General features: G+C 66.7%; 25 protein-coding genes and 1 pseudogene. 18 read left to right on the top strand and 8 right to left on the bottom strand.

Annotated features, from left to right (window positions below):
• Positions 1-24: 24 nt before the first annotated feature.
• A complete protein-coding gene (lpdA, locus tag G6N50_RS16770; protein WP_083095008.1) occupies positions 25-1,422 on the top strand; it encodes a dihydrolipoyl dehydrogenase in 1,398 nt (465 codons plus the stop codon).
• 7 nt (positions 1,423-1,429) lie between these two features.
• On the top strand, positions 1,430-1,711 hold the full coding sequence (locus G6N50_RS16765) for a hypothetical protein (RefSeq protein ID WP_083095009.1): 282 nt from the start codon (positions 1,430-1,432) through the stop codon (positions 1,709-1,711).
• Here the strand turns inward: G6N50_RS16765 and G6N50_RS16760 are convergent.
• Together G6N50_RS16760 and ramB are read right to left on the bottom strand one after the other, a co-directional pair.
• The gene (locus G6N50_RS16760) at positions 1,706-2,272 is read right to left on the bottom strand and encodes a carboxymuconolactone decarboxylase family protein (protein WP_083095010.1); all 567 of its coding nucleotides are present in this window, start codon (positions 2,270-2,272) and stop codon (positions 1,706-1,708) included. The genes G6N50_RS16765 and G6N50_RS16760 overlap by 6 nt on opposite strands.
• Positions 2,269-3,684, bottom strand: a complete 1,416-nt coding sequence (ramB, locus tag G6N50_RS16755) for an acetate metabolism transcriptional regulator RamB (RefSeq protein ID WP_083095011.1) — start codon at positions 3,682-3,684, stop codon at positions 2,269-2,271. The genes G6N50_RS16760 and ramB overlap by 4 nt, the downstream gene beginning before the upstream one ends.
• 161 nt (positions 3,685-3,845) lie before the next feature.
• On the opposite strand from ramB, the gene G6N50_RS16750 reads away from it, so the two are divergent.
• The 4 genes from G6N50_RS16750 to G6N50_RS16735 all read left to right on the top strand — a co-directional run bounded on the left by G6N50_RS16750 (position 3,846) and on the right by G6N50_RS16735 (position 8,142).
• Complete coding sequence (locus tag G6N50_RS16750) at positions 3,846-4,640, top strand: acyl-[acyl-carrier-protein] thioesterase (RefSeq protein WP_083095012.1); 795 nt, start codon at positions 3,846-3,848, stop codon at positions 4,638-4,640.
• A gap of 267 nt (positions 4,641-4,907) precedes the next feature.
• Positions 4,908-6,194, top strand: a complete 1,287-nt coding sequence (aceA, locus tag G6N50_RS16745) for an isocitrate lyase (RefSeq protein WP_083095013.1) — start codon at positions 4,908-4,910, stop codon at positions 6,192-6,194.
• A gap of 128 nt (positions 6,195-6,322) precedes the next feature.
• Positions 6,323-7,186, top strand: a complete 864-nt coding sequence (locus tag G6N50_RS16740) for a 3-hydroxybutyryl-CoA dehydrogenase (RefSeq protein WP_083095014.1) — start codon at positions 6,323-6,325, stop codon at positions 7,184-7,186.
• A 95-nt stretch (positions 7,187-7,281) separates the two neighbouring features.
• Complete coding sequence (locus tag G6N50_RS16735) at positions 7,282-8,142, top strand: cyclopropane mycolic acid synthase family methyltransferase (protein ID WP_083095015.1); 861 nt, start codon at positions 7,282-7,284, stop codon at positions 8,140-8,142.
• Positions 8,143-8,202: 60 nt separating this feature from the next.
• Here the strand turns inward: G6N50_RS16735 and pcaA are convergent, their stop codons facing one another.
• Together pcaA and G6N50_RS16725 are read right to left on the bottom strand one after the other, a co-directional pair.
• Positions 8,203-9,066, bottom strand: coding sequence for a cyclopropane mycolic acid synthase PcaA (gene pcaA / locus G6N50_RS16730; RefSeq protein WP_083095016.1), 864 nt, complete (start codon positions 9,064-9,066; stop codon positions 8,203-8,205).
• 183 nt (positions 9,067-9,249) lie between these two features.
• The gene (locus G6N50_RS16725) at positions 9,250-9,969 is read right to left on the bottom strand and encodes a TetR/AcrR family transcriptional regulator (protein ID WP_142275536.1); all 720 of its coding nucleotides are present in this window, start codon (positions 9,967-9,969) and stop codon (positions 9,250-9,252) included.
• 134 nt (positions 9,970-10,103) lie between these two features.
• Between G6N50_RS16725 and G6N50_RS16720 the strand changes: the two genes are divergently transcribed.
• The 6 genes from G6N50_RS16720 to deoC all read left to right on the top strand — a co-directional run bounded on the left by G6N50_RS16720 (position 10,104) and on the right by deoC (position 14,371).
• Complete coding sequence (locus tag G6N50_RS16720; RefSeq protein WP_142275537.1) at positions 10,104-11,486, top strand: DUF445 domain-containing protein; 1,383 nt, start codon at positions 10,104-10,106, stop codon at positions 11,484-11,486.
• 93 nt (positions 11,487-11,579) lie between these two features.
• A complete protein-coding gene (locus G6N50_RS16715) occupies positions 11,580-11,993 on the top strand; it encodes a helix-turn-helix domain-containing protein (RefSeq protein ID WP_067836915.1) in 414 nt (137 codons plus the stop codon).
• Between the two features lie 275 nt (positions 11,994-12,268).
• Positions 12,269-12,874 carry a heparin-binding hemagglutinin HbhA gene (gene hbhA / locus G6N50_RS16710; protein WP_083095019.1) on the top strand — a complete coding sequence of 202 codons (606 nt, stop codon included), beginning with the start codon at positions 12,269-12,271 and terminating at the stop codon, positions 12,872-12,874.
• Between the two features lie 87 nt (positions 12,875-12,961).
• On the top strand, positions 12,962-13,249 hold the full coding sequence (locus tag G6N50_RS16705) for a DUF2516 family protein (RefSeq protein ID WP_067103121.1): 288 nt from the start codon (positions 12,962-12,964) through the stop codon (positions 13,247-13,249).
• A 4-nt stretch (positions 13,250-13,253) separates the two neighbouring features.
• Positions 13,254-13,694: a DUF2599 domain-containing protein gene (locus G6N50_RS16700; RefSeq protein ID WP_083095020.1), complete on the top strand. Its 441-nt coding sequence runs from the start codon at positions 13,254-13,256 to the stop codon at positions 13,692-13,694.
• Complete coding sequence (gene deoC, locus G6N50_RS16695; protein WP_083095021.1) at positions 13,694-14,371, top strand: deoxyribose-phosphate aldolase; 678 nt, start codon at positions 13,694-13,696, stop codon at positions 14,369-14,371. The genes G6N50_RS16700 and deoC overlap by 1 nt, the downstream gene beginning before the upstream one ends.
• A gap of 19 nt (positions 14,372-14,390) precedes the next feature.
• On the opposite strand, the gene G6N50_RS16690 is transcribed toward deoC, so the two are convergent.
• The 3 genes from G6N50_RS16690 to G6N50_RS16680 are packed head-to-tail and all read right to left on the bottom strand — an operon-like array spanning position 14,391 to position 16,831.
• On the bottom strand, positions 14,391-15,434 hold the full coding sequence (locus G6N50_RS16690; RefSeq protein ID WP_179970021.1) for an LmeA family phospholipid-binding protein: 1,044 nt from the start codon (positions 15,432-15,434) through the stop codon (positions 14,391-14,393).
• Positions 15,431-16,264, bottom strand: coding sequence for a carbon-nitrogen hydrolase family protein (locus G6N50_RS16685; protein ID WP_083095023.1), 834 nt, complete (start codon positions 16,262-16,264; stop codon positions 15,431-15,433). The genes G6N50_RS16690 and G6N50_RS16685 overlap by 4 nt, the downstream gene beginning before the upstream one ends.
• Positions 16,265-16,318: 54 nt before the next feature.
• Positions 16,319-16,831 carry a DUF2505 domain-containing protein gene (locus G6N50_RS16680; protein ID WP_083095024.1) on the bottom strand — a complete coding sequence of 171 codons (513 nt, stop codon included), beginning with the start codon at positions 16,829-16,831 and terminating at the stop codon, positions 16,319-16,321.
• A gap of 26 nt (positions 16,832-16,857) precedes the next feature.
• Between G6N50_RS16680 and G6N50_RS16675 the strand changes: the two genes are divergently transcribed.
• Complete coding sequence (locus G6N50_RS16675) at positions 16,858-17,967, top strand: UDP-N-acetylmuramate dehydrogenase (RefSeq protein ID WP_083095025.1); 1,110 nt, start codon at positions 16,858-16,860, stop codon at positions 17,965-17,967.
• A gap of 32 nt (positions 17,968-17,999) precedes the next feature.
• Positions 18,000-19,376, top strand: a complete 1,377-nt coding sequence (locus tag G6N50_RS16670; RefSeq protein ID WP_179970165.1) for a L,D-transpeptidase — start codon at positions 18,000-18,002, stop codon at positions 19,374-19,376.
• Here G6N50_RS16670 and G6N50_RS16665 read toward each other — a convergent pair.
• Positions 19,360-20,109, bottom strand: a complete 750-nt coding sequence (locus tag G6N50_RS16665; RefSeq protein WP_083095027.1) for an SDR family NAD(P)-dependent oxidoreductase — start codon at positions 20,107-20,109, stop codon at positions 19,360-19,362. The two genes, G6N50_RS16670 and G6N50_RS16665, sit on opposite strands and share 17 nt — an antisense overlap.
• Before the next feature lie 233 nt (positions 20,110-20,342).
• Here G6N50_RS16665 and G6N50_RS16660 point away from each other — a divergent pair, with 233 nt between their 5' ends.
• The 4 genes and pseudogenes from G6N50_RS16660 (at position 20,343) to G6N50_RS16645 (ending at position 24,367) form a co-directional block, all read left to right on the top strand.
• Positions 20,343-21,623, top strand: coding sequence for an ROK family protein (locus G6N50_RS16660; protein WP_232069000.1), 1,281 nt, complete (start codon positions 20,343-20,345; stop codon positions 21,621-21,623).
• A gap of 60 nt (positions 21,624-21,683) precedes the next feature.
• Positions 21,684-22,958, top strand: coding sequence for a D-inositol-3-phosphate glycosyltransferase (gene mshA, locus G6N50_RS16655; protein WP_083095029.1), 1,275 nt, complete (start codon positions 21,684-21,686; stop codon positions 22,956-22,958).
• Positions 22,959-23,008: 50 nt separating this feature from the next.
• Positions 23,009-23,570 (top strand): annotated as a pseudogene (locus G6N50_RS16650) (YbjN domain-containing protein).
• Positions 23,571-23,617: 47 nt separating this feature from the next.
• A complete protein-coding gene (locus tag G6N50_RS16645) occupies positions 23,618-24,367 on the top strand; it encodes a phosphoglyceromutase (RefSeq protein WP_083095030.1) in 750 nt (249 codons plus the stop codon).
• Positions 24,368-24,492 lie beyond the last annotated feature (125 nt).

Raw genomic sequence — 24,492 nt, 5'->3', positions numbered from 1 at the left:
GTCCTGGCGCACTAGGGTGGGCTCGTGACTTCTCACTATGACGTCGTCGTCCTCGGCGCCGGTCCCGGCGGATATGTCGCAGCTATCCGCGCCGCGCAATTGGGCCTGAACACCGCAGTCGTCGAACCCAAGTATTGGGGTGGAGTCTGCCTCAACGTCGGCTGCATCCCGTCCAAGGCGCTGCTGCGCAACGCCGAACTCGCGCACATCTTCACCAAGGAGGCCAAGACCTTCGGCATCAGCGGCGAGGCGACCTTCGACTACGGAATCGCATTCGACCGCAGCCGCAAAGTGTCCGAGGGCCGCGTCGCCGGCGTGCACTTCCTGATGAAGAAGAACAAGATCACCGAGATCCACGGCTACGGCCGGTTCAGCGACGCCAACACGCTGTCGGTCGATCTCAACGACGGCGGCACCGAGACCGTCACGTTCGACAACGCCATCATCGCCACCGGCAGCAGCACCCGCCTGGTTCCCGGCACGTCGCTGTCGGAAAACGTGGTCACCTACGAAGAACTTATCCTGTCCCGCGAGTTGCCGGAATCGATCATCATCGCCGGCTGTGGGGCGATCGGCATGGAGTTCGGCTACGTGCTGAAGAACTACGGCGTCGACGTGACCATCGTGGAGTTCTTGCCGCGCGCGCTGCCCAACGAGGACGCCGAGGTCTCCAAGGAGGTCGAGAAGCAGTTCAAGAAGCTGGGCGTCAAGGTCCTCACAGGAACGAAAGTCGAGTCGATCTCCGACAACGGCTCCGAGGTGACCGTCGTCGTCAGCAAGGACGGCAACTCGCAAGAACTGAAGGCCGCGAAGGTGTTGCAGGCCATCGGTTTTGCGCCCAACGTCGAGGGCTTCGGCCTGGAGAAGGCCGGTGTCGCGCTGACCGACCGCAAGGCCATTGGGATCACCGACTACATGCGCACCAACATCGAACACATCTACGCGATCGGCGACGTCACCGGGAAGCTGCAGCTGGCCCACGTCGCCGAGGCCATGGGTGTGGTGGCCGCCGAAACCATCGCCGGCGCCGAGACTTTGGCGCTCGGCGACTATCGGATGATGCCGCGGGCGACGTTCTGCCAGCCCAACGTCGCCAGCTTCGGACTCACCGAGGAGCAGGCCCGCGACGAAGGCCACGACGTTGTGGTGGCGAAGTTCCCGTTCACCGCGAATGGCAAGGCCCACGGCGTAGGCGACCCCAGCGGATTCGTCAAGCTGATCGCCGACGCCAAATACGGTGAGCTGCTGGGCGGACACCTGGTCGGCCACGACGTCTCCGAACTGCTTCCGGAGCTAACGCTGGCCCAGAAGTGGGATCTGACCGCCACCGAGCTGGCGCGCAACGTGCACACCCACCCGACCATGTCTGAGGCGCTGCAGGAATGCTTCCACGGCCTGGTCGGGCACATGATCAATTTCTGACCCGTCGATGATGCGCACCGTGAGCCCTCAGACCATCGCGGGTGCCGTCGCCGGCCTGGCGACCGGTTATGTCCTGTGGTTGCTGGCCATTTCGAACGGCGACAACGCGACGGCCGGCCAGTGGGGCCCGCTGGTGCTGCTGGCATCGGTGGTGCTGGGGATCGGCGCGGCGGTGTGGGGCTTGCGGCAGCGACGGCGTGGCAAGCAGTCATGGGGTGCGTTCGCCTTCGCGCTGCCGGTACTTCCCGTGATCCTGACGCTGGCCATCCTCACCGACGTCTATTTATGACCGGTGTGGGTTGTCCAGCGGAATCTCGAGCGCTGACATCGTCGCAGCAAGACCGTCGTATTGGCTTGCAAGCAAACAGAATTCGATCAGCTGTCGGCGATCCAGGTGAGTCGCCAGCTGACGCCAGGTATCGGCGGTGACCGTGCGGTCCTTGACGAACTCATCCGTCGCCGCCAGCAGCGCCTGCTGACGCACGGTCAGGTGTGCCTCGACCGGGTCCAGCTGCTCGGGCCAGGCGAAGATCGCGGTCTGCAGGTCCGCATCCAGCCCGGCCTTGCGGGCCATCCGGCGATGGTGCTGCAACTCGTATTCGCACGCGCGCAGATGTGCCACCCGCAGGATCACCAATTCGGTGTCGATGGTGGGAAGCTTGCCGCGCAGCAACCGGCCCCCGTACGCCAGCCACGTCCAGAACAGCAGCCGGCGCTGGCCCAGGGTGGTGAACAGGTGCATCTCCGGGGCGCCCACGGTGCGCGCACCCAACTTCGCGACCACCCAATTGATCGGTCCCAGTTCGCGAAACCGCCCCGACGGGATGCGGCCGTCCGGTGCGGTACTCATGGTTGGGTCACCAGATAGGGGGACACCGTGCTGCGGTGCTCGTCGAGATCGAGCGCGCGGCCGAGCGCCGGGAAGGCGCGCTGCGGGCAATTGTCGCGTTCGCAGACCCGGCAGCCCGCGCCGATCGGTGTCGCTATGTCCCCCGACAAGTCGAGTCCTTCCGAGTAGACGAGCCGGTGCGCGTGGCGAAGCTCGCAGCCCAAGCCGATCGCGAAGGTCTTACCCGGCTGACCATACCGGGCCGCGCGACGTTCCACGGTGCGGGCCACCCACATGTAGTTGCGGCCATCGGGCATCTGGGCGATCTGCACCAGGATCTTGCCCGGATTGGCGAACGTCTCGTAGACATTCCACAGCGGGCAGGTGCCTCCGCTGGAGGAGAAGTGAAAACCGGTGGCGGACTGGCGTTTTGACATGTTGCCGGCCCGGTCGACCCGGATGAACGAGAACGGCACGCCGCGCATCGACGGCCGCTGCAACGTCGAAAGCCGGTGCGCGATGGTCTCGTAACTGATCGAGTAGAACGACGACAGCCGCTCGACGTCGTAGCGGAAATTCTCCGCGACGTCGTGGAACTGGCGGTAGGGGAGCACGGCGGCCGCGGCGAAGTAGTTGGCCAACCCCAGCCGGGCCAGCGTGTGTGACTCGTCGCTGGTGAACTTGCCCTCCTCCACCAAAGTGTCGATCAGATCCCCGAACTCGAGGTAGGCCAGCTCGGCGGCCATCTTGAAGACCTGCTGCCCCAACGACAGGTGATTGCTGAATTCCAGCGTCTTGGTCGCGGGGTCGAAACGGTGCAGCACGGTGTCACCGAGATCGATCCGCCGGTTGATGTGCACCCCGTGCACCTCGGTGAGCCGGCGGGTCAGCTCACGCGCCAAATCGCCGTGGTGCAAACGCATTTTGATGGTCAGGTCTTCGGCGGCGGTGTCCAGCTCGTGCAGGTAGTTCTGCCGTTGATAGAAGTAGTCGCGCACTTCTTCGTGCGGCATGGTGATCGACCCGCTGCCACTGCCGTCGGAGTACCGCTCCTCGGTGGCGGCCGCAAGCTGCGCCGTGGTGATCCGGTAGCGCCGGTGCAGGTTGACCACCGCACGGGCGAACCCGGGATGGGCGTTGACCATCTCGGCGACCTCGGTTGGGTCGACGTCGATGTCGAGATCCCGGTCCATGGTGACCTCGCGCAGCTCGGCGACCAGCCGAGTGTCGTCCTGCGAGGAGAAGAAGGTCGCGTCCACCCCGAAAACCTCGGTGATGCGCAGCAGCACCGCCACCGTCAGCGGCCGAACGTCGTGCTCGATCTGGTTGAGGTAGCTCGGCGAGATCTCCAGCATCTGGGCCAGGGCGGCCTGGGAAAACCCGCGTTCGTTGCGCAGTTGGCGAACGCGGGAGCCGACGAACGTTTTGGACACTTCTCCGAGGTTACCGGCTATGCGAAGGTATGGTTCGCAGACTTGGCAGCAAGCACGGTCGCGTCGGGATTGGTTTTTGGCCCAGCTCGTTGGCATGATTCGCAACGGAGGCCCCAGGACTGGCCTGGGGTGCCCACGAGGAGGAAACGGGGAGCGAAGCCGTGAGCCTGGACAAAGAACTGATGCCGGTTCCCGACGGCCACCCCGACGTGTTCGACCGCGAATGGCCGCTGCGGGTGGCCGACATCGACCGCACGGGCCGGCTGCGTCTGGACGCGGCGTGCCGGCACATTCAGGACATCGGCCAGGACCAGCTGCGCGAGATGGGTTTCGAGGAAACCCACCCGCTGTGGATCGTCCGCCGCACGATGCTCGACCTGATCCGCCCCATCGAGTTCCAGGACATGCTGCGGTGCCGGCGGTGGTGTTCGGGCACTTCGAACCGGTGGTGTGAGATGCGGGTCCGGGTCGACGGCCGCAAGGGCGGGCTGATCGAGTCCGAGGCCTTCTGGATCAACATCAACCGGGAAACCCAGATGCCGTCGCGCATCTCCGACGACTTCCTGGCGGGCCTGCACAAGACCACGTCCGTCGACCGGCTGCGGTGGAAGGCCTATCTGAAGCCGGGCAGCCGCGACGACGCGGTCGAGATTCACGAGTTTCCGGTCCGGGTCACCGACATCGACCTGTTCGACCACGTCAACAACTCGGTGTACTGGAGCGTCATCGAGGACTACCTGGCGTCGCACCTGGCGTTGATGGCGCGGCCGCTGCGCATCACCATCGAGCACGAGGCGCCGGTGGCGCTGGGCGACAAGCTGGAGATCATCTCGCACATCCATCCGGCCGGATCGACCGAACAATTCGGTCCCGGGCTCGTCGATCGGCCTGTTACAACGCTCACATATGCGGTCGGCGACGAGACCAAAGCGGTCGCCGCGCTCTTCAATCGCTAACCGGACAAGCGTCCCGTTAATTTGCCAGCTGACCTGCGGATTCGGGTTACTGGCGGGTAGCTTCTGAAACGGTTCAGTTCCCGTTCATCTTCGCAAGATTTGCTAATTCCGGCGAAGCCGTTGCCGAAATTGGCAAATGAAACGGGTGGAAATGCATGGTCAGGCTGTGCCATCTTCGAGTTAGCACACCAGTGAAGTTGAGCCGCTAGCTACCGCCGGTGAGGCATCCACCAACTCAGTAGTGAAGATCGTGAAGGAGCATGCCCAATGTCTGTCGTTGGCACCCCCAAGAGCGCCGAGCAGATCCAGAAGGACTGGGACACCAACCCGCGTTGGAAGGGTGTCACCCGGACCTACAGCGCCCAGGACGTCGTCGCCCTGCAAGGAACCGTCGTCGAGGAGGCCACGCTGGCCCGCCGCGGCGCCGAGGTGCTCTGGGAGCAGCTTCACGACCTGGAGTACATCAACGCGCTCGGCGCCCTGACCGGCAACATGGCCGTGCAGCAGGTCCGCGCCGGCCTGAAGGCCATCTACCTGTCGGGTTGGCAGGTCGCGGGTGACGCCAACCTGTCCGGCCACACCTACCCCGACCAGAGCCTCTACCCGGCCAACTCGGTGCCGCAGGTGGTCCGCCGGATCAACAACGCGCTACTGCGCGCCGACGAGATCGCCAAGGTCGAGGGTGACACCTCGGTGGAGAACTGGCTGGCCCCGATCGTCGCCGACGGTGAGGCCGGTTTCGGTGGTGCGCTCAACGTCTACGAGCTGCAGAAGGCCATGATCGCCGCCGGTGTTGCGGGATCGCACTGGGAGGACCAGCTGGCCTCGGAGAAGAAGTGTGGCCACCTGGGCGGCAAGGTGCTGATCCCGACCCAGCAGCACATCCGGACCCTGACTTCGGCCCGCCTGGCCGCCGACGTGTGCGACGTTCCGACCGTCGTCATCGCCCGGACCGACGCCGAGGCCGCCACGCTGATCACCTCCGACGTCGACGAGCGCGACCAGCCGTTCATCACGGGTGAGCGGACCAAGGAAGGCTTCTACCGCGTCCGAAACGGCCTCGAGCCGTGCATCGCGCGGGCCAAGGCCTACGCGCCGTACTCCGACCTGATCTGGATGGAGACGGGAACTCCGGACCTCGAGCTCGCCGCCAAGTTCGCCGAGGGCGTCAAGGCCGAGTTCCCCGACCAGATGCTGGCCTACAACTGCTCGCCGTCGTTCAACTGGAAGAAGCACCTGGACGACTCCACCATCGCGAAGTTCCAAAAGGAGCTTGGTGCAATGGGATTCAAGTTCCAGTTCATCACGCTGGCCGGCTTCCACGCCCTGAACTACTCGATGTTCGATCTGGCCTACGGCTACGCCCGCAACCAGATGAGCGCGTACGTCGAGCTGCAGGAGCGCGAGTTCGCCGCCGAGGAGCGTGGCTACACCGCCACCAAGCACCAGCGCGAGGTGGGTGCCGGTTACTTCGACCGCATCGCCACCACCGTGGACCCGACCTCGTCGACCACCGCGCTGACCGGTTCCACCGAAGAGGGTCAGTTTCACTGAGCCGCTGAGCCCGCGAGGTCGCGGCGCACGCCGCGGCCCGAAAATGAGATGAAGTAGCGTAGGCCCCGCCCGGCTAAAGCCGGGCGGGGCCTATTGCGGTGCAAGACGATACGACACCGGAGAAGACAGTGAGTGATGCAACGATTCAGCGGGTAGGCGTTGTCGGGGCCGGCCAGATGGGGTCCGGCATCGCCGAGGTCTCCGTCCGCGCCGGTGTCGACGTGACGGTGTTCGAGACCACGGAGGCCCTGATCACGGCCGGACGCAACCGCATTGTGAAGTCGCTGGAGCGGGGCGTCAGCGCCGGCAAGGTGACCGAGCGGGAACGCGACCGGGCGCTGAGCAAGCTCACCTTCACCACGGACCTGAAGGACCTTGCCGACCGCCAGTTGGTCATCGAGGCGATCATCGAGGACGATGCCGTCAAGGCGCAGGTGTTCGCCGAACTCGATCAGGTCGTCACCGACCCCGACGCGGTTCTGGCGTCCAACACCTCCAGCATCCCGATCATGAAGATCGCCGCGGCCACCAAGAACCCGCAACGCGTGCTCGGTCTGCACTTCTTCAACCCGGTCCCGGTGCTGCCGTTGGTCGAGTTGGTCAGCACGCTGGTTACCGACGACGCCGCCGCTGCCCGCACCGAGGAATTCGCGAGCGCGGTGCTGGGCAAGCAGGTGGTGCGCTGCTCCGACCGATCCGGGTTCGTGGTGAACGCGCTCCTGGTGCCCTACCTGCTGTCGGCGATCCGCATGGTGGAGGCCGGCTTCGCCACCGTCGAAGACGTCGACAAAGCCGTGGTGGCCGGGCTGTCGCACCCAATGGGCCCGCTGCGGCTGTCCGACCTGGTCGGTCTGGACACCTTGAAGCTGATCGCGGACAAGATGTTTGAGGAGTTCAAGGAACCGCAGTACGCACCGCCGCCACTATTGCTGCGCATGGTGGAGGCCGGCCGGCTCGGCAATAAGGCGGGCCAGGGGTTCTATACCTATTGAGTAACGTCTCGCTACTCGTCCGTGCCCGGACGGCTGGCCACCGGCCCGTCGGTTAGTATGCTCGCGTTGAATAGGATGAAAGGTCTACATCGGGCATGACAGGTTTGGAACCGTACTACGAGGAGTCGCAGTCCATCTACGACGTCTCGGATGAATTCTTCGCGTTATTCCTAGATGCCACAATGGGCTACACCTGCGCCTATTTCGAGCGCGACGACATGACGCTCGAAGAAGCTCAAATCGCGAAGTTCGACCTGGCGCTGGGAAAGCTGAACCTCGAGCCCGGGATGACGCTGCTGGACATCGGTTGCGGCTGGGGCGCCGCGCTGAAGCGGGCTGTCGAGAAGTACGACGTCAATGTCATCGGAATTACGCTGAGCCGCAATCAGTTTGAGTACAGCAAGAACCTGCTGGCCGGCCTGCCGAGCAGCCGCAACATCGAGGTGCGCCTGCAGGGCTGGGAAGAGTGCGAGGACAAGGTCGACCGGATCGTGACGATCGGCGCCTTCGAAGCGTTCAAGAGCGAGCGTTATCCCGCATTCTTCCAGCGCGCCTACGACATACTTCCCAGCGACGGCAGGATGTTGCTGCATACAATTCTCGGCCAGACCCAGAAACAGATGTACGAAAACGGCGTCAAATTGACGATGAGCGATATCCGATTCATGAAATTTATCGGTGACGTGATTTTTCCGGGCGGACAGTTGCCATCGGTGGAGGATCTCTTGAAGCTCGCGCCCGAAGGCGGATTCTCGGTCGAAAAGGTGCAATTACTGCAGCCGCATTATGCTCGCACACTGAACATGTGGGCCGCCAACCTCGAGGCCAACAAGGAGCGTGCGATCGCCATCCAGTCCCAGGAAATCTACGACCGGTACATGCACTATCTGACCGGGTGCGAGAACTTCTTCCGCAAGGGCATCTGCAATGTGGGGCAGTTCACGTTGGTCAAATAGAGCAGGCGAATCAGCCCCGAACGGTCATCCGTTCGGGGCTGATTGCTCGTTGTGGGCCGGTTACTTCTCCAGCGTGAATTGATTGACGTCGGTGTATCCCTCACGGAACAGCTTCGCGCAGCCGGTCAGGTACTTCATGTAGCGGTCGTAGACCTCGTGGGACTGGATCGCGAGGGCCTGCTCGCGATTGGCCTCGAGGGCTTCGGCCCACAGATCCAGGGTTCTGGCGTAGTGCAACTGCAGCGACTGGACGCGGGTCAACTCGAAGCCGGCCGTCACCCCATACTCGCCGACGGTCTGCGGGGTCGGCAGCCAGCCGCCGGGGAAAATCTCGGCCAGGATGAATTGCGAGAACTGGACGATCTCGTGGGTCAGCGTCATGCCCTTGGCCCGGGCGACCTTGAACGACGGACGAACGATGGTGTGCAGCAACATCACTCCGCCCGGCGGCAGCGCCTGGTAGGCCATCTTGAAGAAGCGGCCGTAGCGTTGGCGGCCGAAGTGCTCGAACGCGCCGATCGACACGATGCGGTCCACCGGCTCGTAGAACTTCTCCCAGCCTTCCAGCAGCACCCGTCGGGTGCGGGAGGTGTCCATCTGGTCGAAGGACTTCTGCACGTGCTCCGCCTGATTCTCCGACAGCGTCAGGCCCACGACGTTGACGTCGTATTTCTCGATGGCCCGCCGCAGCGTGGCGCCCCAGCCGCAACCGATGTCCAGCAGCGTCATCCCGGGCTCAAGCTTCAGCTTCCCCAGCGCCAAATCGATTTTCGCGATCTGCGCCTCCTCGAGCGACATGTCATCACGCTCGAAATAGGCGCAACTGTAGGTCTGAGTGGGGTCCAGGAACAGCCGGAAGAAATCGTCGGACAAGTCGTAATGGGCTTGCACATTTTCGAAATGCGGCGTGAGCTGCACAGACATGTCGACAAGAGCCTTTCTATATGCCGGGACAGGGGAGGAAGCCACACGACAACCCGCAATATCCCCCGATACCCCCACTGCATGCTAATCGCTGCGACGGTACGAGTCGCCCGCACACGGCGCGTCCTAGCGTCACACGGAACGGGTGAAATTCCCAAAAGCGCCCACCGGGCGCCGGGCCGTTTAGAGCGTGGACCCGTTGTCCAGCTCTCGGGGCGGCACGATCGGTGACGGGTGAGGCTCCTCGCGAAACTTCTCCAGCGAGCCGCCGACTTCGACGATCCCCTTGAGCGCATTCCAGCTCAGCATCGTCAAATAGTCGATCAACTCGTCGCGACTCATGCGCGGGTTCGACATCCAGGAGTGGGTGGCCAACTGGACGCCGCCGACGATCAGGTACGCCCACGGTTCGACGCCGCCGGTGTCCATCCCGGCGTGCTGCATGCGGCGGCGCATCATCACCGCGAGCATGCGGGCGATGATGCGCTCGGAGTCGGCAAGGACTTTGCTCTTGCTGGCCGAACTGTTGGCCATCACGAATCGGTAGGGCTCGGGCTCGTTGGCGACGGTTTCGACGTACACGCGGATGATCTCGCGGGCCAGGTCGAAGCCGTCGAGGTTAGAGGTAAGGGCCGCAGCCATGTTGGGAATCAGGGTGGTTTGGGTGAACCGCATCATCACGGCCGTCGTGAGGTCGTTCTTGTCGACGAAATAGCGGTACAGCACCGTTTTGGAGACCCCGATCTCGGCGGCGATCTCGTCCATGCTCAGCGCCCCGCCCAACCGGCGAATCGCGTCAATCGTGCCGTCGACCAGTTCGTTACGACGCTCCACTTTGTGTTGATGCCAGCGCCGCTTGCGCCCATCCATTTTGACGCTCACAGCCGTGATGTGCTCTGCCACTATCGCCTAATTCCCATTCCCTAGACGCCCCTGATCTTACGGCGTGAGGGGGTGCGTTTCTTGCTCTGGCCGGGCGTGGGCGAGACGTCGCGAACAGTGTCGTACACCGATTGCGGGGAAAGATAGATGATGGAGTGGTGTCACATAGAGCCTCGGTGCGAGGCGAAACGTCGGGCCCGCCGCGGGCGAGGCCCGATTCGGCGACGCCGTTGACCGCCCCGCGCCCGGGTCGCGCGTCCCTTGCCGAGACCTTCGCCGGCGCCGATCCCGACGCCGACGCGCAGCGCCGGGTGGCGCTGCGCCGGATGAAGATGGTGGCACTGAGTTTCCTGATCGGTGCCACCGGCGTGTTCCTGGCCTGCCGGTGGGCCCAGGCGCATGCCAGCCTGGGGACCTGGGTCGGATACGTCGGCGCCGCCGCCGAGGCCGGGATGGTAGGCGCCCTGGCGGACTGGTTCGCCGTGACCGCGCTTTTCCGGCACCCGCTGGGCATTCCCATCCCGCACACCGCGATCATCAAGCGCAAGAAAGACCAGCTGGGCGAGGGTCTGGGCACGTTCGTACGGGAGAACTTCCTGTCGCCGGAAGTGGTCGAAACCAAGCTGCGCGACGCCCAGGTGTCCGGCAGGCTCGGCAAGTGGCTGTCGGAAGCCACACACGCCGAGCGGGTGGCCAGCGAGGCGGCCACGGTGCTGCGGGTGCTGGTGGAGTTGCTGCGCGACGAGGACGTCCAGCAGGTGATCGACCGGATGATTGTGCGCCGCATCGCCGAACCCCAGTGGGGCCCGCCGGTCGGGCGGGTGCTGGCCACCTTGCTGGCCGAGCACCGGCAGGAGGCGCTGATCCAGTTGCTGGCCGACCGGGCGTTTCAGTGGTCATTGAAGGCCGGTGAGGTCATTCAGCGCGTGGTTGAGCGGGACTCACCGACCTGGTCGCCGCGCTTCGTCGACCATCTGGTCGGCGACCGCATCCACCGCGAGCTGATGGATTTCACCGACAAGGTGCGTCGCAACCCGGACCACGAATTGCGTCGATCGGCCACCCGCTTCCTGTTCGACTTCGCCGACGACCTGCAGCACGATCCGGACACCATCGCGCGCGCCGACGCGATCAAAGAGCAGCTGATGGCGCGCGACGAGATCGCCAACGCCGCGGCGACGGCGTGGAAGACGCTGAAGCGGCTGGTGCTCGAGGGTGTCGACGACCCCTCCAGCACGCTGCGCACCCGGATCGCCGACACGGTGGTGCGCATCGGGGAATCGCTGCGCGACGACGCCGAACTGCGCGACAAGGTCGACAACTGGCTGGTCCGGGCGGCCCAGCATCTGGTCTCGCAGTATGGGGTGGAGATCACGGCGATCATCACCGACACGATCGAGCGCTGGGACGCCGAGGAGGCCAGCCGGCGCATCGAATTGCACGTAGGCCGTGACCTGCAATTCATCCGGATCAACGGAACCGTGGTCGGTTCCCTGGCGGGATTGGCGATCTACGCCGTCGCGCAGTTGCTGATCTAGCGGATTTCTAGCAGTGCTAACAAGTGCTTGCAATAGCAAGCACTTGTTGTAGTCTGTGTGCGTCAACATCAGCCACTCGACCAGGAGCACGCCATGACACCCGAGGAGAAGCTCTCCGCCAAGGTGTCCAACGCTGCCTCCGACATGGCCTCTGACATCGGCAGTTTCATCCGCAGCCAGCGTGAACTCGCGCAGGTCTCGGTGCGTCAGCTCGCCGAGAAGTCCGGGGTCAGCAATCCATATCTGAGCCAGGTGGAGCGCGGATTGCGTAAGCCCTCCGCCGATGTCTTGAACCAGATCGCGAAGGCCCTCCGGGTTTCCGCCGAGGTTCTCTATGTGCGCGCCGGAATTCTCGAGCCCAGTGACAAAAGTCAGGTGCGGGACGCGATCGTCACCGACACCGCGATCACCGAGCGCCAAAAGCAAATCCTGCTCGACATCTACTCATCATTCGCCCAGCAGAACGAATCGATCCACGAGGAGTGTTCGACAGAATCCGACAACTGATCAGTCCGTTTCGCGCGGCACCCTAGCCAGCTGTGCCAGGGGATTCGCGCTACAAAGCGGGCTTTCCACCTCGCGGAAGCGAGTCGATGATGTATAGACGACCGGCCGTCGCGGTTACCCAACGGGGGAGGACTTTCCAGCTGAATTGCTGGGCTAACCACCCGGGCCCCGGCAGCCCCAGTTGCAAAGGAGACTTTTGCACCTAACTTATCGACCAGACAACTGATAACACCGAAATAACCGAAGCGAGACCAAACACCATGAGAGGAACGAACATGGCGGAAAACACCAACATCGAAGACTTGCGGGCCCCGCTGCTCGCCGCCCTGGGCGCGGCCGACCTGGCGTTGGCCACCGTCAACGACCTGATCGCCGGCCTTCGGGAGCGCGCCGAAGAGACCCGCGCTGAGACCCGCACTCGGGTCGAGGAGCGCCGCGCTCGCCTCACCAAGCTTCAGGAAGACCTGCCCGAGCAGTTCACCGAGCTGCGCGACAGGTTCACCACTGACGAGCTGCGCAAGGCCGCCGAGGGCTACCTCGAGGCAGCGACCACCCGGTACAACGAGCTGGTGGAGCGCGGCGAGGCCGCCCTGCAGCGGCTGCGTAACCAGAGCGCCTTCGAGGACGCCTCCGCGCGCGCCGAGGGCTATGTCGACCAGGCCGTGGAGCTGACGCAGGAAGCGCTCGGCACCGTTGCGTCGCAGACCCGCGCGGTCGGCGAGCGCGCCGCCAAGCTGGTCGGCATCGAGCTGCCCGGCAAGACCGAGGCGACCACTAAGAAGGCCCAGAAGGCCGTCGCCAAGAAGGCTCCGGCCAAGAAGGCTCCGGCCAAGAAGGCCCCCGCCAAGAAGGCTCCGGCCAAGAAGGTCACCCAGAAGTAAGCACGGCGCACCACGACGTCCGGCTCCGAGTCGCCTCCAGGTGACTCGGAGTCGACGTTTTGGCGGGCGCCCGCCTACGCTTAAGGCGTGAGCCACCTCGTGGGAACCGTCATGCTGGTCTTGCAGATCGCCGTCCTGGTCACGGCGATCTACGCGTTCGTGCATGCCGCGCTGCAACGACCCGACGCCTATACCGCCGCCGAGAAGCTGACCAAGCCGGTGTGGTTGTTGATCCTGGGAGGGGCGGTCGCCCTGACATCCATCTTGGGCTTCGTGTTCGGCGTGCTCGGCATGGCGATCGCGGCCTGTGCAGCCGGTGTTTACCTGGTCGATGTGCGGCCCAAACTGCTTGAGATTCAAGGTAAGTCGCGCTAGCGGAATGAAGGCCCTGCTGACGGCGCCGGTCGCGGCGCTCGTCGCCCTGTCCTGCCCGGTGCCGCCCGCCGCTGCTGCGCCCGATCCGGGCGGCGCCGCCGCCGATCCCACCGTCCCGCCGCCGCCGTACATCGACCACACGCAGTGGGCGCAGTGGCAGGGCCGAAGCAGCCTGCGGGTCTTCCCGTCGCCGGCCGGCCGGACCGCCTCGAGAATTCCCGCAACGACGGCCCTGGCCGACGAGGCCTGGGCCGAGGTGCTCGCCTTGTCCCCGAACGCCGACACCGCCGGCATGCGCGCGCAGTTCGTCTGCCACTGGCAGTTCGCTGAACTGGGTCAGCCCGGCAAGGTCAGCTGGAACCTGGAGCCGTGGCGACCCGTCGTCGACGACGCCGACATGGTTGCCTCCGGCTGCAATCCCGGCGGTCCGGAAGAATCCTTCTGATGGCAACCCAACCCAGCCGCGCTCAGTTGGCGGCGTTCGTCGACCACACTCTGCTCAAACCCGAAGCAACCGAGGCCGACGTGGCCGCCCTGGTCGCCGAAGCGGCCGAGCTGGGCGTCTACGCGGTGTGCGTCTCGCCTTCGATGGTGCCCGTCGCCGTGCGGGCCGGCAGCGGTGTGCGGGTGGCCGGCGTGGCGGGTTTTCCGTCCGGCAAGCACCTCTCGGCGGTGAAAGCGCACGAAGCGGCTCTGGCCGTCGCGTCCGGTGCCGTCGAGATCGACATGGTCATCGATGTCGGGGCGGCGCTGGCCGGCGACATCGAAGCGGTGCGCTCCGACGTGCACGCCGTGCGCAGCGCGATCCGCGGCGCCGTCCTCAAGGTGATCGTGGAGTCGGCGGCGCTGTTGACGCTGGCGGGCGAACCCACGCTGACGCAGGTATGCCGCGCCGCCGAAGACGCCGGCGCCGACTTCGTCAAGACGTCAACGGGGTTTCACCCGGCGGGCGGGGCATCCGTGCGCGCAGTGGCGCTGATGGCCCAGGCCGTCGGTGGGCGCCTCGGGGTGAAGGCCAGCGGCGGCATCCGCACCGCCGCGGACGCGCTCGCGATGCTGGATGCCGGCGCCACCCGGCTGGGGCTGTCGGGGACCCGGTCGGTGCTCGACGGCCTCGGGTGAACGGACTAGACGCCCGCCGTCAGAGGTTGGCGAAACAGGGGTCGTTGTTGTTCCCGGCGGGGATGGTGGCGTTCCGCGTGGAGAAGTGGCTGGTCACACCCTTATCGGTGACCTGCACGCTGTCGGCGTGGATGCCCAGCGGGTAGTTCTTGGTCAGGTTCGAGGTGAAGTCGTCCAGCGTCGACTGCACGGACTCCTTGGGCATGGTGAAACCGAGCGCGTTGAAGCTGACGATCTGCAACTGCAACCCGGTGCCCGACACCACCGGCTTGGCCGTGATGTTGTCCAGCATGCCCTTCAACTCGATGGTGCCGTCCGCGGGATGCGTGGTCACCGTGTTGGTGACGAACGGACCCAGCACCGGGATCGCGTTCTGCACCGACTGCTTGATGCCGTCACTGGTCCAGTCGATCGTGGCGTCCAGCGAGCCGAGGGTGCCCTTCGAGTTGCCCGTGTCCTTGAGCCGGACGTCGTTGATGTTGATCGAGAGCTTCATGCCCTTGGCGTCGCGGATGTTGTTGCCGGCGGTCTGCACCGAGATGTTGGTGTAGTGCTTGGTCGCCTGCTGCCACAGCATCAGGGGTGTCACCCCGAAGGACGCGGTGGCCTGGTCCTTGACTTCGCACGCCACCGCCTCGGCGACCTTGGAGTCCGCGACGTGGCGCACGTACAGCTCGGCCCCGATCAGGCCGGCAATGATCAGCGCGAACACGATGATGAAGATCAGCAGGACGGACACTGGGTCACGGCCGAAGCGGCGCTTCTTCTTCCCGGGTGTCGCGTCATCGCCGGGGGGCGTCGTCAGCCGCTCCGTCGGACTCGCGGGCGGGGTCGGCGGAGGCGGGTAGCCGGGCTGCTGCATGTTCGGCTGGGGCGTCCCGAATCGCTCGGTCTGACCCGGCGGGGGACCGGGAGCGGGAGGCGGCGGGGGTACGTGACCCGGACCGCCGGTGCTTATCCGCTCGGTCGGCCGCTCTGTGGGCGGCTGGCCGAAGGGTCCCTGGTTGGCGGGACGGGCCCACTTCGACGGGTCCGGGTTCGGTGGTCCTTGTGGGTTCGTCACCCGACCGATTCTGCCCTATCAACCTGAGCAAAGTCCGAGCGGTTGCTCAGGACTGCGATGGTCTTGCGCGCGTCGGCGACCCTGTCGACGTCGATGTCGGCCACCACCAGCTGCGGGTGCGGGCCGGCCGACGCGACGACTTCGCCCAACGGGGAGACGATCAGGCTGCCCCCGACGCCGGTCGGTGCGCCCGTCCCGGACCCGTGCGCGTCGCCGGGATCCGCCTGACCAGCCGCCGCGACGTAGCTCATCGAGTCGAGCGCGCGGGCGCGGGCCAGCAGCGTCCACTGGTCGAGTTTGCCGGGGCCCGCGCCCCAGGATGCGCAGACGGCGATCACCTCGGCCCCGCGGCGGGCCAGCTCGGTGTAGAGCGCGGGAAACCGAATGTCGTAGCAAATGGTCAGCCCGACCCGGACGCCGTCGACGGTGATCACCACCGGGTCGTGTCCCGGCGCGACCGTGCGCGACTCGGTGAAGCCGAATGCGTCGTAGAGGTGGATCTTGTCGTAGTGGGCGTCGGGCTGGGCGGGATGGTCCAGGCCGGCCGCGATCAGCGTGTTGTTCACCCGCCCGTCGCCGGCCGGGGTGAACATGCCGGCGACGACGGCGATGCCGGAGTCGGCCGCGATGCGGCGCACCCCGCCGGCCCAGGGGCCGTCGGCAGGCTCGGCGACCGGACCCAGCGGCACACCGAACCGGCACATGGTCGCCTCCGGGAACACCACCAGCTTCGCGCCCGCGTCGGCGGCCCGACGGCTGTATTCGTCCACCAGCTGCAGGTTTGCTGCCGGATCGGTGCCGCTGAGGATCTGCGCCAAGGCGATTCGCATGAGCGCCAGCTTAGGCCCGGCGACTACGCGGCCTGGTCCGGCGACACATCAGCCTCAGGCCGTATTGGAGATCCACTCTGTGGTGAAGCGCTGCTCGGCGGCGACCACTTCGGCCAGCCTGGTGCCGATGATGTTCTCCAACTTGCCGCCGATGATCGGGACGCGCACCTGCACGGTGGCGCGGAACGTCAACCGGGCGCCGCCGGTCTCTTCGACGGCCTCCAGGACGGTGGTGCCGGCGAGGTTCACCGGCGCATCCACGATCGAACCCACGACCGACCCCGTCGCGGCGCCGCCGGTGACCGGCCCCCACGTCTCCTCGCGCCGGATACACAGGTCGCCGTTGTGCAGCTGGGTGACCATTCCGGGCAGCTTGTGACTGCGGATCACCTGCAGCGTGACGACCTCGACGGTGTCCTCGACGCCGACCCGCAGCGACTCCAGCGTGGCGAGGTCGACACCGGACCCGGCCAGCCTGGCCCGCCAGTAATCCGCGTCGGTGAAGGCGCGGTGCACCTCCTCAACGCTGCCGTCGTAGTCGGCCGACAAGTCGAATGAACGCGGCATAGCAGGTCAGGCTACCGTTACGGGCCATGAAATCCAGCGGTGCCGGTTCGGAGTTCGGCGGCGCGGCGGTGGCCGACGCCACGCCACTGGCGCCCCTGACCACGCTGCGGGTCGGACCGACCGCGCGCCGCCTGATCACCTGCACGACCAGCGAACAGGTGATCGCCACCCTGCGGCGGCTGGACACCGAAACGCCTGGCGGACAACGCGGCCCGGTGCTGGTCTTCGCCGGCGGCTCCAACCTGGTAATTTCCGACACGTGCGCGGACCTGACCGCGGTGCGGCTGGCCAATACCGGCATCACCGTCGAGGGCGCCGTGGTGCGCGCCCAGGCGGGCGCGGTGTGGGACGACGTCGTGGTCGCGGCCATCGAGCACGGCCTCGGCGGGCTGGAATGCCTGTCCGGCATTCCCGGATCGGCAGGGGCCACCCCGGTGCAGAACGTCGGGGCCTACGGCGCCGAAGTCTCCGACACCATCGCCCGGGTCCGGGTGCTGGATCGCGGCAGCGGCGAGGTGCGCTGGGTCCCGGGCGGCGAGCTGGGCTTCGGCTACCGCACCAGTGTGTTCAAACGCGGCGACGGTGAAACCCCTTCCGTCGTACTGGAAGTCGAGTTCGCGCTGGACCCATCGGGGCGCAGCGCGCCGCTACGCTACGGCGAGCTGGCCGCCGAGCTGGGCGTGGACGCCGGCGAACGCGCCGACCCGCAAGCCGTTCGCGACGCGGTGCTGGCCTTGCGGGCGCGCAAGGGCATGGTGCTCGACCCGGCCGATCACGACACCTGGAGCGTGGGTTCCTTCTTCACCAACCCGGTGGTCGCCCCGGACGTTTACGAGCGGCTGGCGGCGGCCGTCGACGGGCCGGTCCCGCACTACCCGGCGCCCGACGGCGTCAAGCTGGCCGCCGGCTGGCTGGTGGAGCGGGCGGGCTTCGGCAAGGGCTACCCGAAGCCGGGCCCCGGCGGCCTCGAACGGCCCTGCCGGTTGTCCACCAAGCACGCGCTGGCGCTGACCAACCGCGGCGGCGCTGGCTCCGAAGACGTGATAGCCCTGGCCCGGAGCATCCGCGACGGCGTCCGGGCTGTGTTTGGCATCACACTGGTCCCCGAACCCGTTCTGCTCGGCTGCAGGCTGTAGCGGCAAAATTTGCCGACGCGCTCCCGGCCCCGATTTGTCGTGGCCGGGGTGGCCGATTTTGCCCGGTATCTTTGATTTTCGTGACCCCGTCCCGCGCCCCGCGGCCGTTCAACCGGCGTGCCGCTTTGGCGACCCTTGGGCTGGGCGTGCTCGCCCCCAACGTGCTGGCCGCATGCGGCGGCCCGACCGCGAAACAGGCCGAGAAGAAAGAGCAGCCGGCTCCCCAGCTGAAGTACCAGCCCGTCAACGCGACCGAGAACGTGGTGCCGATCGCTCCGGTCAGCGTCGAGGTCAACGACGGCTGGTTCCAGCACGTCACGCTGTCGAATTCGTCGGGCAAGGCCGTCGCGGGCGCCTTCAACCAAGACCGCACCGTCTACACGACCACCGAGCCGCTGGGCTACGACCAGACCTACACCTGGAGCGGCTCGGCCGTCGGGCACGACGGCAAGGCGATCCCGGTGGCGGGCAAGTTCACCACGGTTTCGCCCACCAAGAAGATCGGTGGGGCATTCCAGCTCGCCGACGGCCAGACCGTCGGGGTCGCGGCGCCGATCATCATCCAGTTCGATGGGCCGATCAGCGACAAGGCCGCCGTCGAAAAGGCGCTGACCGTCACCACCAACCCGCCCGTCGAGGGCAGCTGGGCCTGGCTGCCCGACGAGGCTGCCGGTGCCCGCGCGCACTGGCGCACTCGCGAGTATTACCCCGCGGGCACCACGGTCAACGTCGAGGCCAAGCTCTACGGCCTGCCGTTCGGCGACAGCGCCTACGGTGCCGAGGACATCTCGCTGAACATCCAGATCGGTCGCCGGCAGGTGGTGAAGGCCGAGGTCTCTTCGCACCGCATCCAGGTGATCCGCGACGAGGGCGTCGTCATGGACTTCCCGTGCAGCTACGGCGAGGCCGACAAGGCGCGCAACGTCACCCGCAACGGCATCCACGTGGTCAGCGAGAAGTACGCCGACTTCTACATGTCCAACCCGGCCGCCGGCTACAGCCACGTGCACGAACGCTGGGCGGTCCGGATTTCCAACAACGGCGAATTCATCCACGCCAACCCGGCGAGCGCCGGCGCGCAGGGCAACACCAACGTCACCAACGGCTGCATCAACCTGTCGACCGGCGACGCCGAGCAGTACTTCCAATCGGCGATGTACGGCGACCCCGTCGAGGTGACCGGCAGCACGATCCAGCTGTCCTACTCCGACGGCGACATCTGGGACTGGGCCGTGGACTGGGACACCTGGGTGGCCATGTCCGCGCTGCCGCCCCCCACCGCGCGCCCGCCGTCGACGCAGATCCCGGTCACCGCCCCGGTCACGCCGTCCAACGCGCCGACCCTGTCGGGCACCCCAACCACGTCGACAACGCCCGCCAGCACCGGCCCCGCTACCCCCGGCGGTTAAACCGGGAGGCCGACGCCTGGTCGCGCGGCTTCATCACGATCAGATCTAGATCGACGTGTGACGGCCGCGAGGCGACGAACCCGATCACCTCGGCCACGTCGTCGGCCACCAGCGGGGTGATGCCGGTGTAGACGGCGTCCGCGCGTTGTTGGTCGCCGTCGAAGCGGACCAGTGAGAATTCCGTTTCGACCGCACCCGGGGCGATCTCGGTCAGCCGCACCGGTTTGCCCAACAGCTCGCCACGCAGCGTGCGGTGCAGCGCTCCCTGCCCGTGCTTGGCCGCCGTGTAGCCTGCGCCGCCGTCGTAAACCTCAAGTGCCGCAACGGAAGTGATGGTGATGATCAGCCCGTCCCCGGAATCGACCAGCTTGGGCAACAACGCGCGGGTGACCCGCAGCGTGCCGATCACATTGGTCTCCCACATCCACCGCCAATGCTCCAGGTCGGCATCGGCGACCGGTGCCAGCCCCCTGGCGCCGCCGGCGTTGTTGACCAAGACGTCGACGCGGTCCACTTTGCTCGCCAATGTTTCGACCGCGGCATCGTCTGTGACATCGGCCACAATCGCGGTACCGCCGATTTCACTGGCCAGGGCCTGAATCCGGTCTGCCCGGCGCGCCACCGCAACGACGTGAAAGCCCTGCGCAGCCAAGATTCGGGCGGTTGCTGCGCCGATCCCCGAACTGGCCCCCGTGACTACTGCGACTCGCTTATTCCTGCCAGTTTTCACCATCGAAACAACCTTAATGAACGTGCTAGATTTTTCGTGTGCTCCACAGCGCCCTGTCCAACATCACGACCGCCGCGTGTCTTTGCGCGGCGGGTGCGTGTTGTTGCTGCGCACTTTGCCGCTCCTGACCCAGCCAGGTGTGGCCAAGACGGCCAGCAAAAATCGGACAAAGGACGCTCGTGCGCACGGATACCCTCACCCCTACCCATCATTCGCCCGGTCGTGCCGTCGGGCACCTGCTGCCCGGTCAAAAAGGCCACCGCTCGGTGCGCCGGCAGATCGTGCCGCCGGCACTGAACATCCCCGACTCGGCGGCCGCCTCCGTCTTCCGGGCCGTCCGGCTGCGTGGCCCCGTCGGCCGTGACGTCATCGCCGGCGTCACCTCACTGAGCATCGCCACGGTCAACCGCCAGGTCATCGCGCTCCTGGAAGCCGGCCTGCTGCGAGAGCGTGCCGATCTGGCCGTCTCCGGGGCGATCGGCCGCCCGCGCGTGCCGGTGGAGGTCAACCACGAGCCGTTCGTGACGCTGGGCGTCCACATCGGTGCGCGAACCACCAGCATCGTGGCCACCGACCTGTTCGGCCGCACGCTCGACACGGTGGAAACCCCGACACCGCGAAACCCCGCCGGGCCCGCCCTCGCGTCGCTGGCCGACAGCGCCCGCCGCTACCTGCGGCGCTGGCATCGCCGGCGGCCGCTGTGGGTCGGGGTCGCCATCGGTGGCACCGTCGACAGCGCCACCGGCCAGGTCGACCACCCGCGACTGGGCTGGCGGCAGGCGCCGGTCGGACAGGTGCTGGCCGACGCGCTGGGCCTGCCGGTATCGGTGGCCTCGCACGTCGACGCCATGGCCGGCGCCGAGCTGCTGCTGGGCATGCGGCGATTCCTGCCCAGCTCACCGACCAGCTTGTACGTCTACGCCCGCGAGACCGTGGGCTATGCGCTGGTGATCGGCGGGCGGGTGCACGTCCCGGCCAGCGGCCCGGGCACCATCGCGACCTTGCCGGCCCACTCCGAGCTGCTGGGCGGCACAGGCCAGCTGGAATCCACCGTCAGCGACGAAGCCGTCGTGGCCGTCGCCCGCCAGCAGCGCATCCTGCCGTTTGCCCCCGCCAACCGCGCGAACGGGTCCGCCGCCGGTATCTCCGATCTGTTGCGGGTGGCACGAGCCGGCAACCAGCGGGCCAGGGACCTGCTCGCCGAGCGGGGCCGCGTGCTCGGTGAGGCGGTGGCATTGCTGCGCGACATGCTCAACCCCGACGAATTGGTGGTGGGCGGTCAGGCATTCACCGAATACCCCGAGGCAATGGAGCAGGTGGAGGCGGCGTTCGCGGCACGGTCCGTGCTGGGGCCCCGCGACATCCGCCTGACCGCCTTCGGCAACCGAGTGCAGGAGGCCGGCGCGGGAACCGTGTCGCTGTCCGGGTTGTACGTCGACCCGCTGGGGGCGATGCGGCGGGCGGGGGCCCTGGACGCCCGGCTGCATCACGTGGGCCGCGACGAGTCGTCCGCCTGACGCCGCTTCGTGCCCAGCGCGCTTGGGCTGGCCGGCGAACCATCCTGTAAAGATGACAGGGTGCGCCACGATGACGTTTTCCGGCTGAATGAACCGCGCCGGGTCGCAGTGTTGGCGGTCCACACCTCACCGCTGGCCCAGCCCGGCACCGGCGACGCGGGCGGCATGAACGTCTACGTGCTGCAAACCGCACTGCACCTGGCGCGGCGGGGCATCGAGGTGGAGATCTTCACGCGGGCGACCGCCTCCGCGGACCCGCCGGTCGCGCGGGTGGCGCCCGGGGTGCTGGTCCGCAACGTGGTGGCGGGCCCGTTCGAGGGCCTGGACAAATACGATCTGCCCACCCAGCTGTGCGCGTTCGCGGCCGGGGTGTTGCGCGCCGAAGCATCGCATGAGCCGGGCTACTACGACATCGTGCACTCGCACTACTGGCTGTCCGGGCAGGTCGGCTGGCTGGCCCGCGACCGCTGGGCGGTGCCGCTGGTGCACACCGCGCACACTCTCGCCGCGGTCAAGAATGCGGCGCTGGCCGAGGGGGATTCGCCCGAGCCGCCGCTGCGCACGGTCGGCGAGCAACAGGTTGTCGACGAGGCGGACCGGCTGATCGTCAACACCGATGACGAAGCCAGGCAACTGATCTCGATTCACCATGCCGACCCGGCGCGCATCGACGTCGTCCATCCCGGTGTGGACCTCGACGTGTTCCGCCCCGGCGACCGCAGCGCCGCCCGGGCGGCATTGGGGCTCCCGCTCGACGAGGACATCGTGGCGTTCGTCGGCCGGATCCAGCCGCTGAAGGCGCCCGACATCGTGTTGCGCGCCGCCGCGCAATTGCCCGGGGTTCGCATCGTGGTGGCCGGCGGGCCCTCGGGTAGCGGGTTGGCATCCCCGGACGGATTGGCCCGGCTGGCCGACGAGCTCGGCATCACCGACCGGGTGACGTTCCTGCCCCCGCAGTCGCGCCACAATTTGGCCACGTTGTTCCAGGCGGCCAATCTCGTTGCGGTGCCCAGTTATTCGGAGTCGTTCGGTCTGGTCGCGCTCGAGGCGCAGGCGTGCGGGACGCCGGTGGCGGCGGCCGCGGTCGGCGGGCTGCCCGTGGCCGTGCGGGACGGGGTCACGGGCACGCTGGTGGCCGGGCACGACGTCGGGCAGTGGGCGGATGCCCTGAGCGGGCTCCTGCGCCTGTCCGCGCCGCAAGCCGAGGCGATGGGCCGCGCGGCCGCTGCGCACGCGACCACGTTCTCCTGGGATCACACCACCGACGCGCTGTTGGCCAGCTATCGGCGCGCGATCCGCGAGTACACCGCCGAGCGCAGGGGAGTGGGCGCATGACTGCCGCCGCCGGCGACGATGCAGAGCGAAGCGATGGGCAGGAGCGGCGCATGACCCCAACAGTGGAGCGCGTGATCGAGGATGCCCTGCAGGCCAGCGGGCTGAATTACTCGAAACATGCTGGGGCGCATGGTGGTTTGTCGGGTCTGGTGGTCGAACTGCCCGGCGAGCGCAAGCTCAAGACCAACACCATCCTCAGCGTCGGCGAGCACTCGGTGCGGGTCGAAGCCTTCGTGTGCCGCAAGCCCGACGAGAACCACGAGGGCGTCTACCGCTTCCTGCTCAAGCGCAACCGCCGCCTCTACGGCGTGGCCTACACGCTGGACAACGTCGGGGACGTCTATCTGGTGGGCCGCATGTCGCTGGCCTCGGTGGACGCCGACGAGCTCGACCGGGTGCTCGGGCAGGTGCTCGAGGCGGTGGACTCGGACTTCAATACGTTGCTGGAGTTGGGTTTTCGCTCGTCGATCCAGAAGGAGTGGGAGTGGCGGGTGTCGCGCGGCGAGTCGCTGAAGAACTTGGAGGCCTTCGCCCACCTGATCGACGACGACGATGACGATGCAGAGCGCGAAGCGCGATGAGAAGGAGTCGAGCATCGGGTCACGACGATGACGATGACGATGACGACCGCTGAATGAGTGCGTGAGAGACTGACCGGCATGGGTGACACCGCCACGCTGGTACTGCTTCGCCACGGCGAAAGCGAATGGAATTCGCTGAACCTCTTCACCGGTTGGGTCGACGTCGGCCTCACCGAAAAGGGCCGGACCGAAGCCGTGCGCAGCGGTGAGCTGCTGATCGAGAACAACCTGTTGCCCGACATCCTCTACACGTCGCTGCTGCGCCGGGCCATCTCCACCGCGCACCTGGCGCTGGACGCCGCCGACCGGCTGTGGATTCCGGTGCGGCGGACCTGGCGGCTCAACGAACGCCACTACGGCGCGCTGCAGGGGCTGGACAAGGCCGAGACGAAGGCCCGCTACGGCGATGAGCAATTCATGGCCTGGCGGCGCAGCTATGACACGCCGCCCCCGCCCATCGAGAAGGGCAGCACCTACAGCCAGGACACCGATCCCCGGTACGCCGACATCGGCGGCGGCCCGCTCACCGAGTGCCTGGCCGACGTGGTCGTGCGCTTCCTGCCGTACTTCACCGACGTCATCATCCCGGACCTGCGCAGCGGCAAGACGGTGCTGATCGTGGCGCACGGCAATTCGCTACGGGCCCTGGTCAAGCACCTCGATCAGGTGTCCGACGACGAGATCGCCGAGTTGAACATCCCGACCGGCATCCCGCTGCGCTACGACCTGGACGCTGACCTGCGGCCGGTGGTGCCCGGCGGTACCTATCTCGACCCGGAGGCGGCCGCCGCCGGGGCCGCCGCGGTTGCCAGCCAGGGGCGCGGCTGAGCTGGGCGCCCGCGCCATCCCTGCGCGTTAAAGGCCATTTAGCCAAACATCGCGTGAACGGGAGCGGAACACCTGTTGCGCAGGGTGTGACTTGTCCGATTTTGGCCTCGTTCCGCTAGGGCAGC

The sequence above is a fragment of the Mycobacterium mantenii genome (assembly GCF_010731775.1).
GTDB classification, from domain to species: domain Bacteria; phylum Actinomycetota; class Actinomycetes; order Mycobacteriales; family Mycobacteriaceae; genus Mycobacterium; species Mycobacterium mantenii.
Note: the sequence above shows the minus strand (reverse complement) of the source record. Positions and strands in the feature narration are given on the sequence as shown.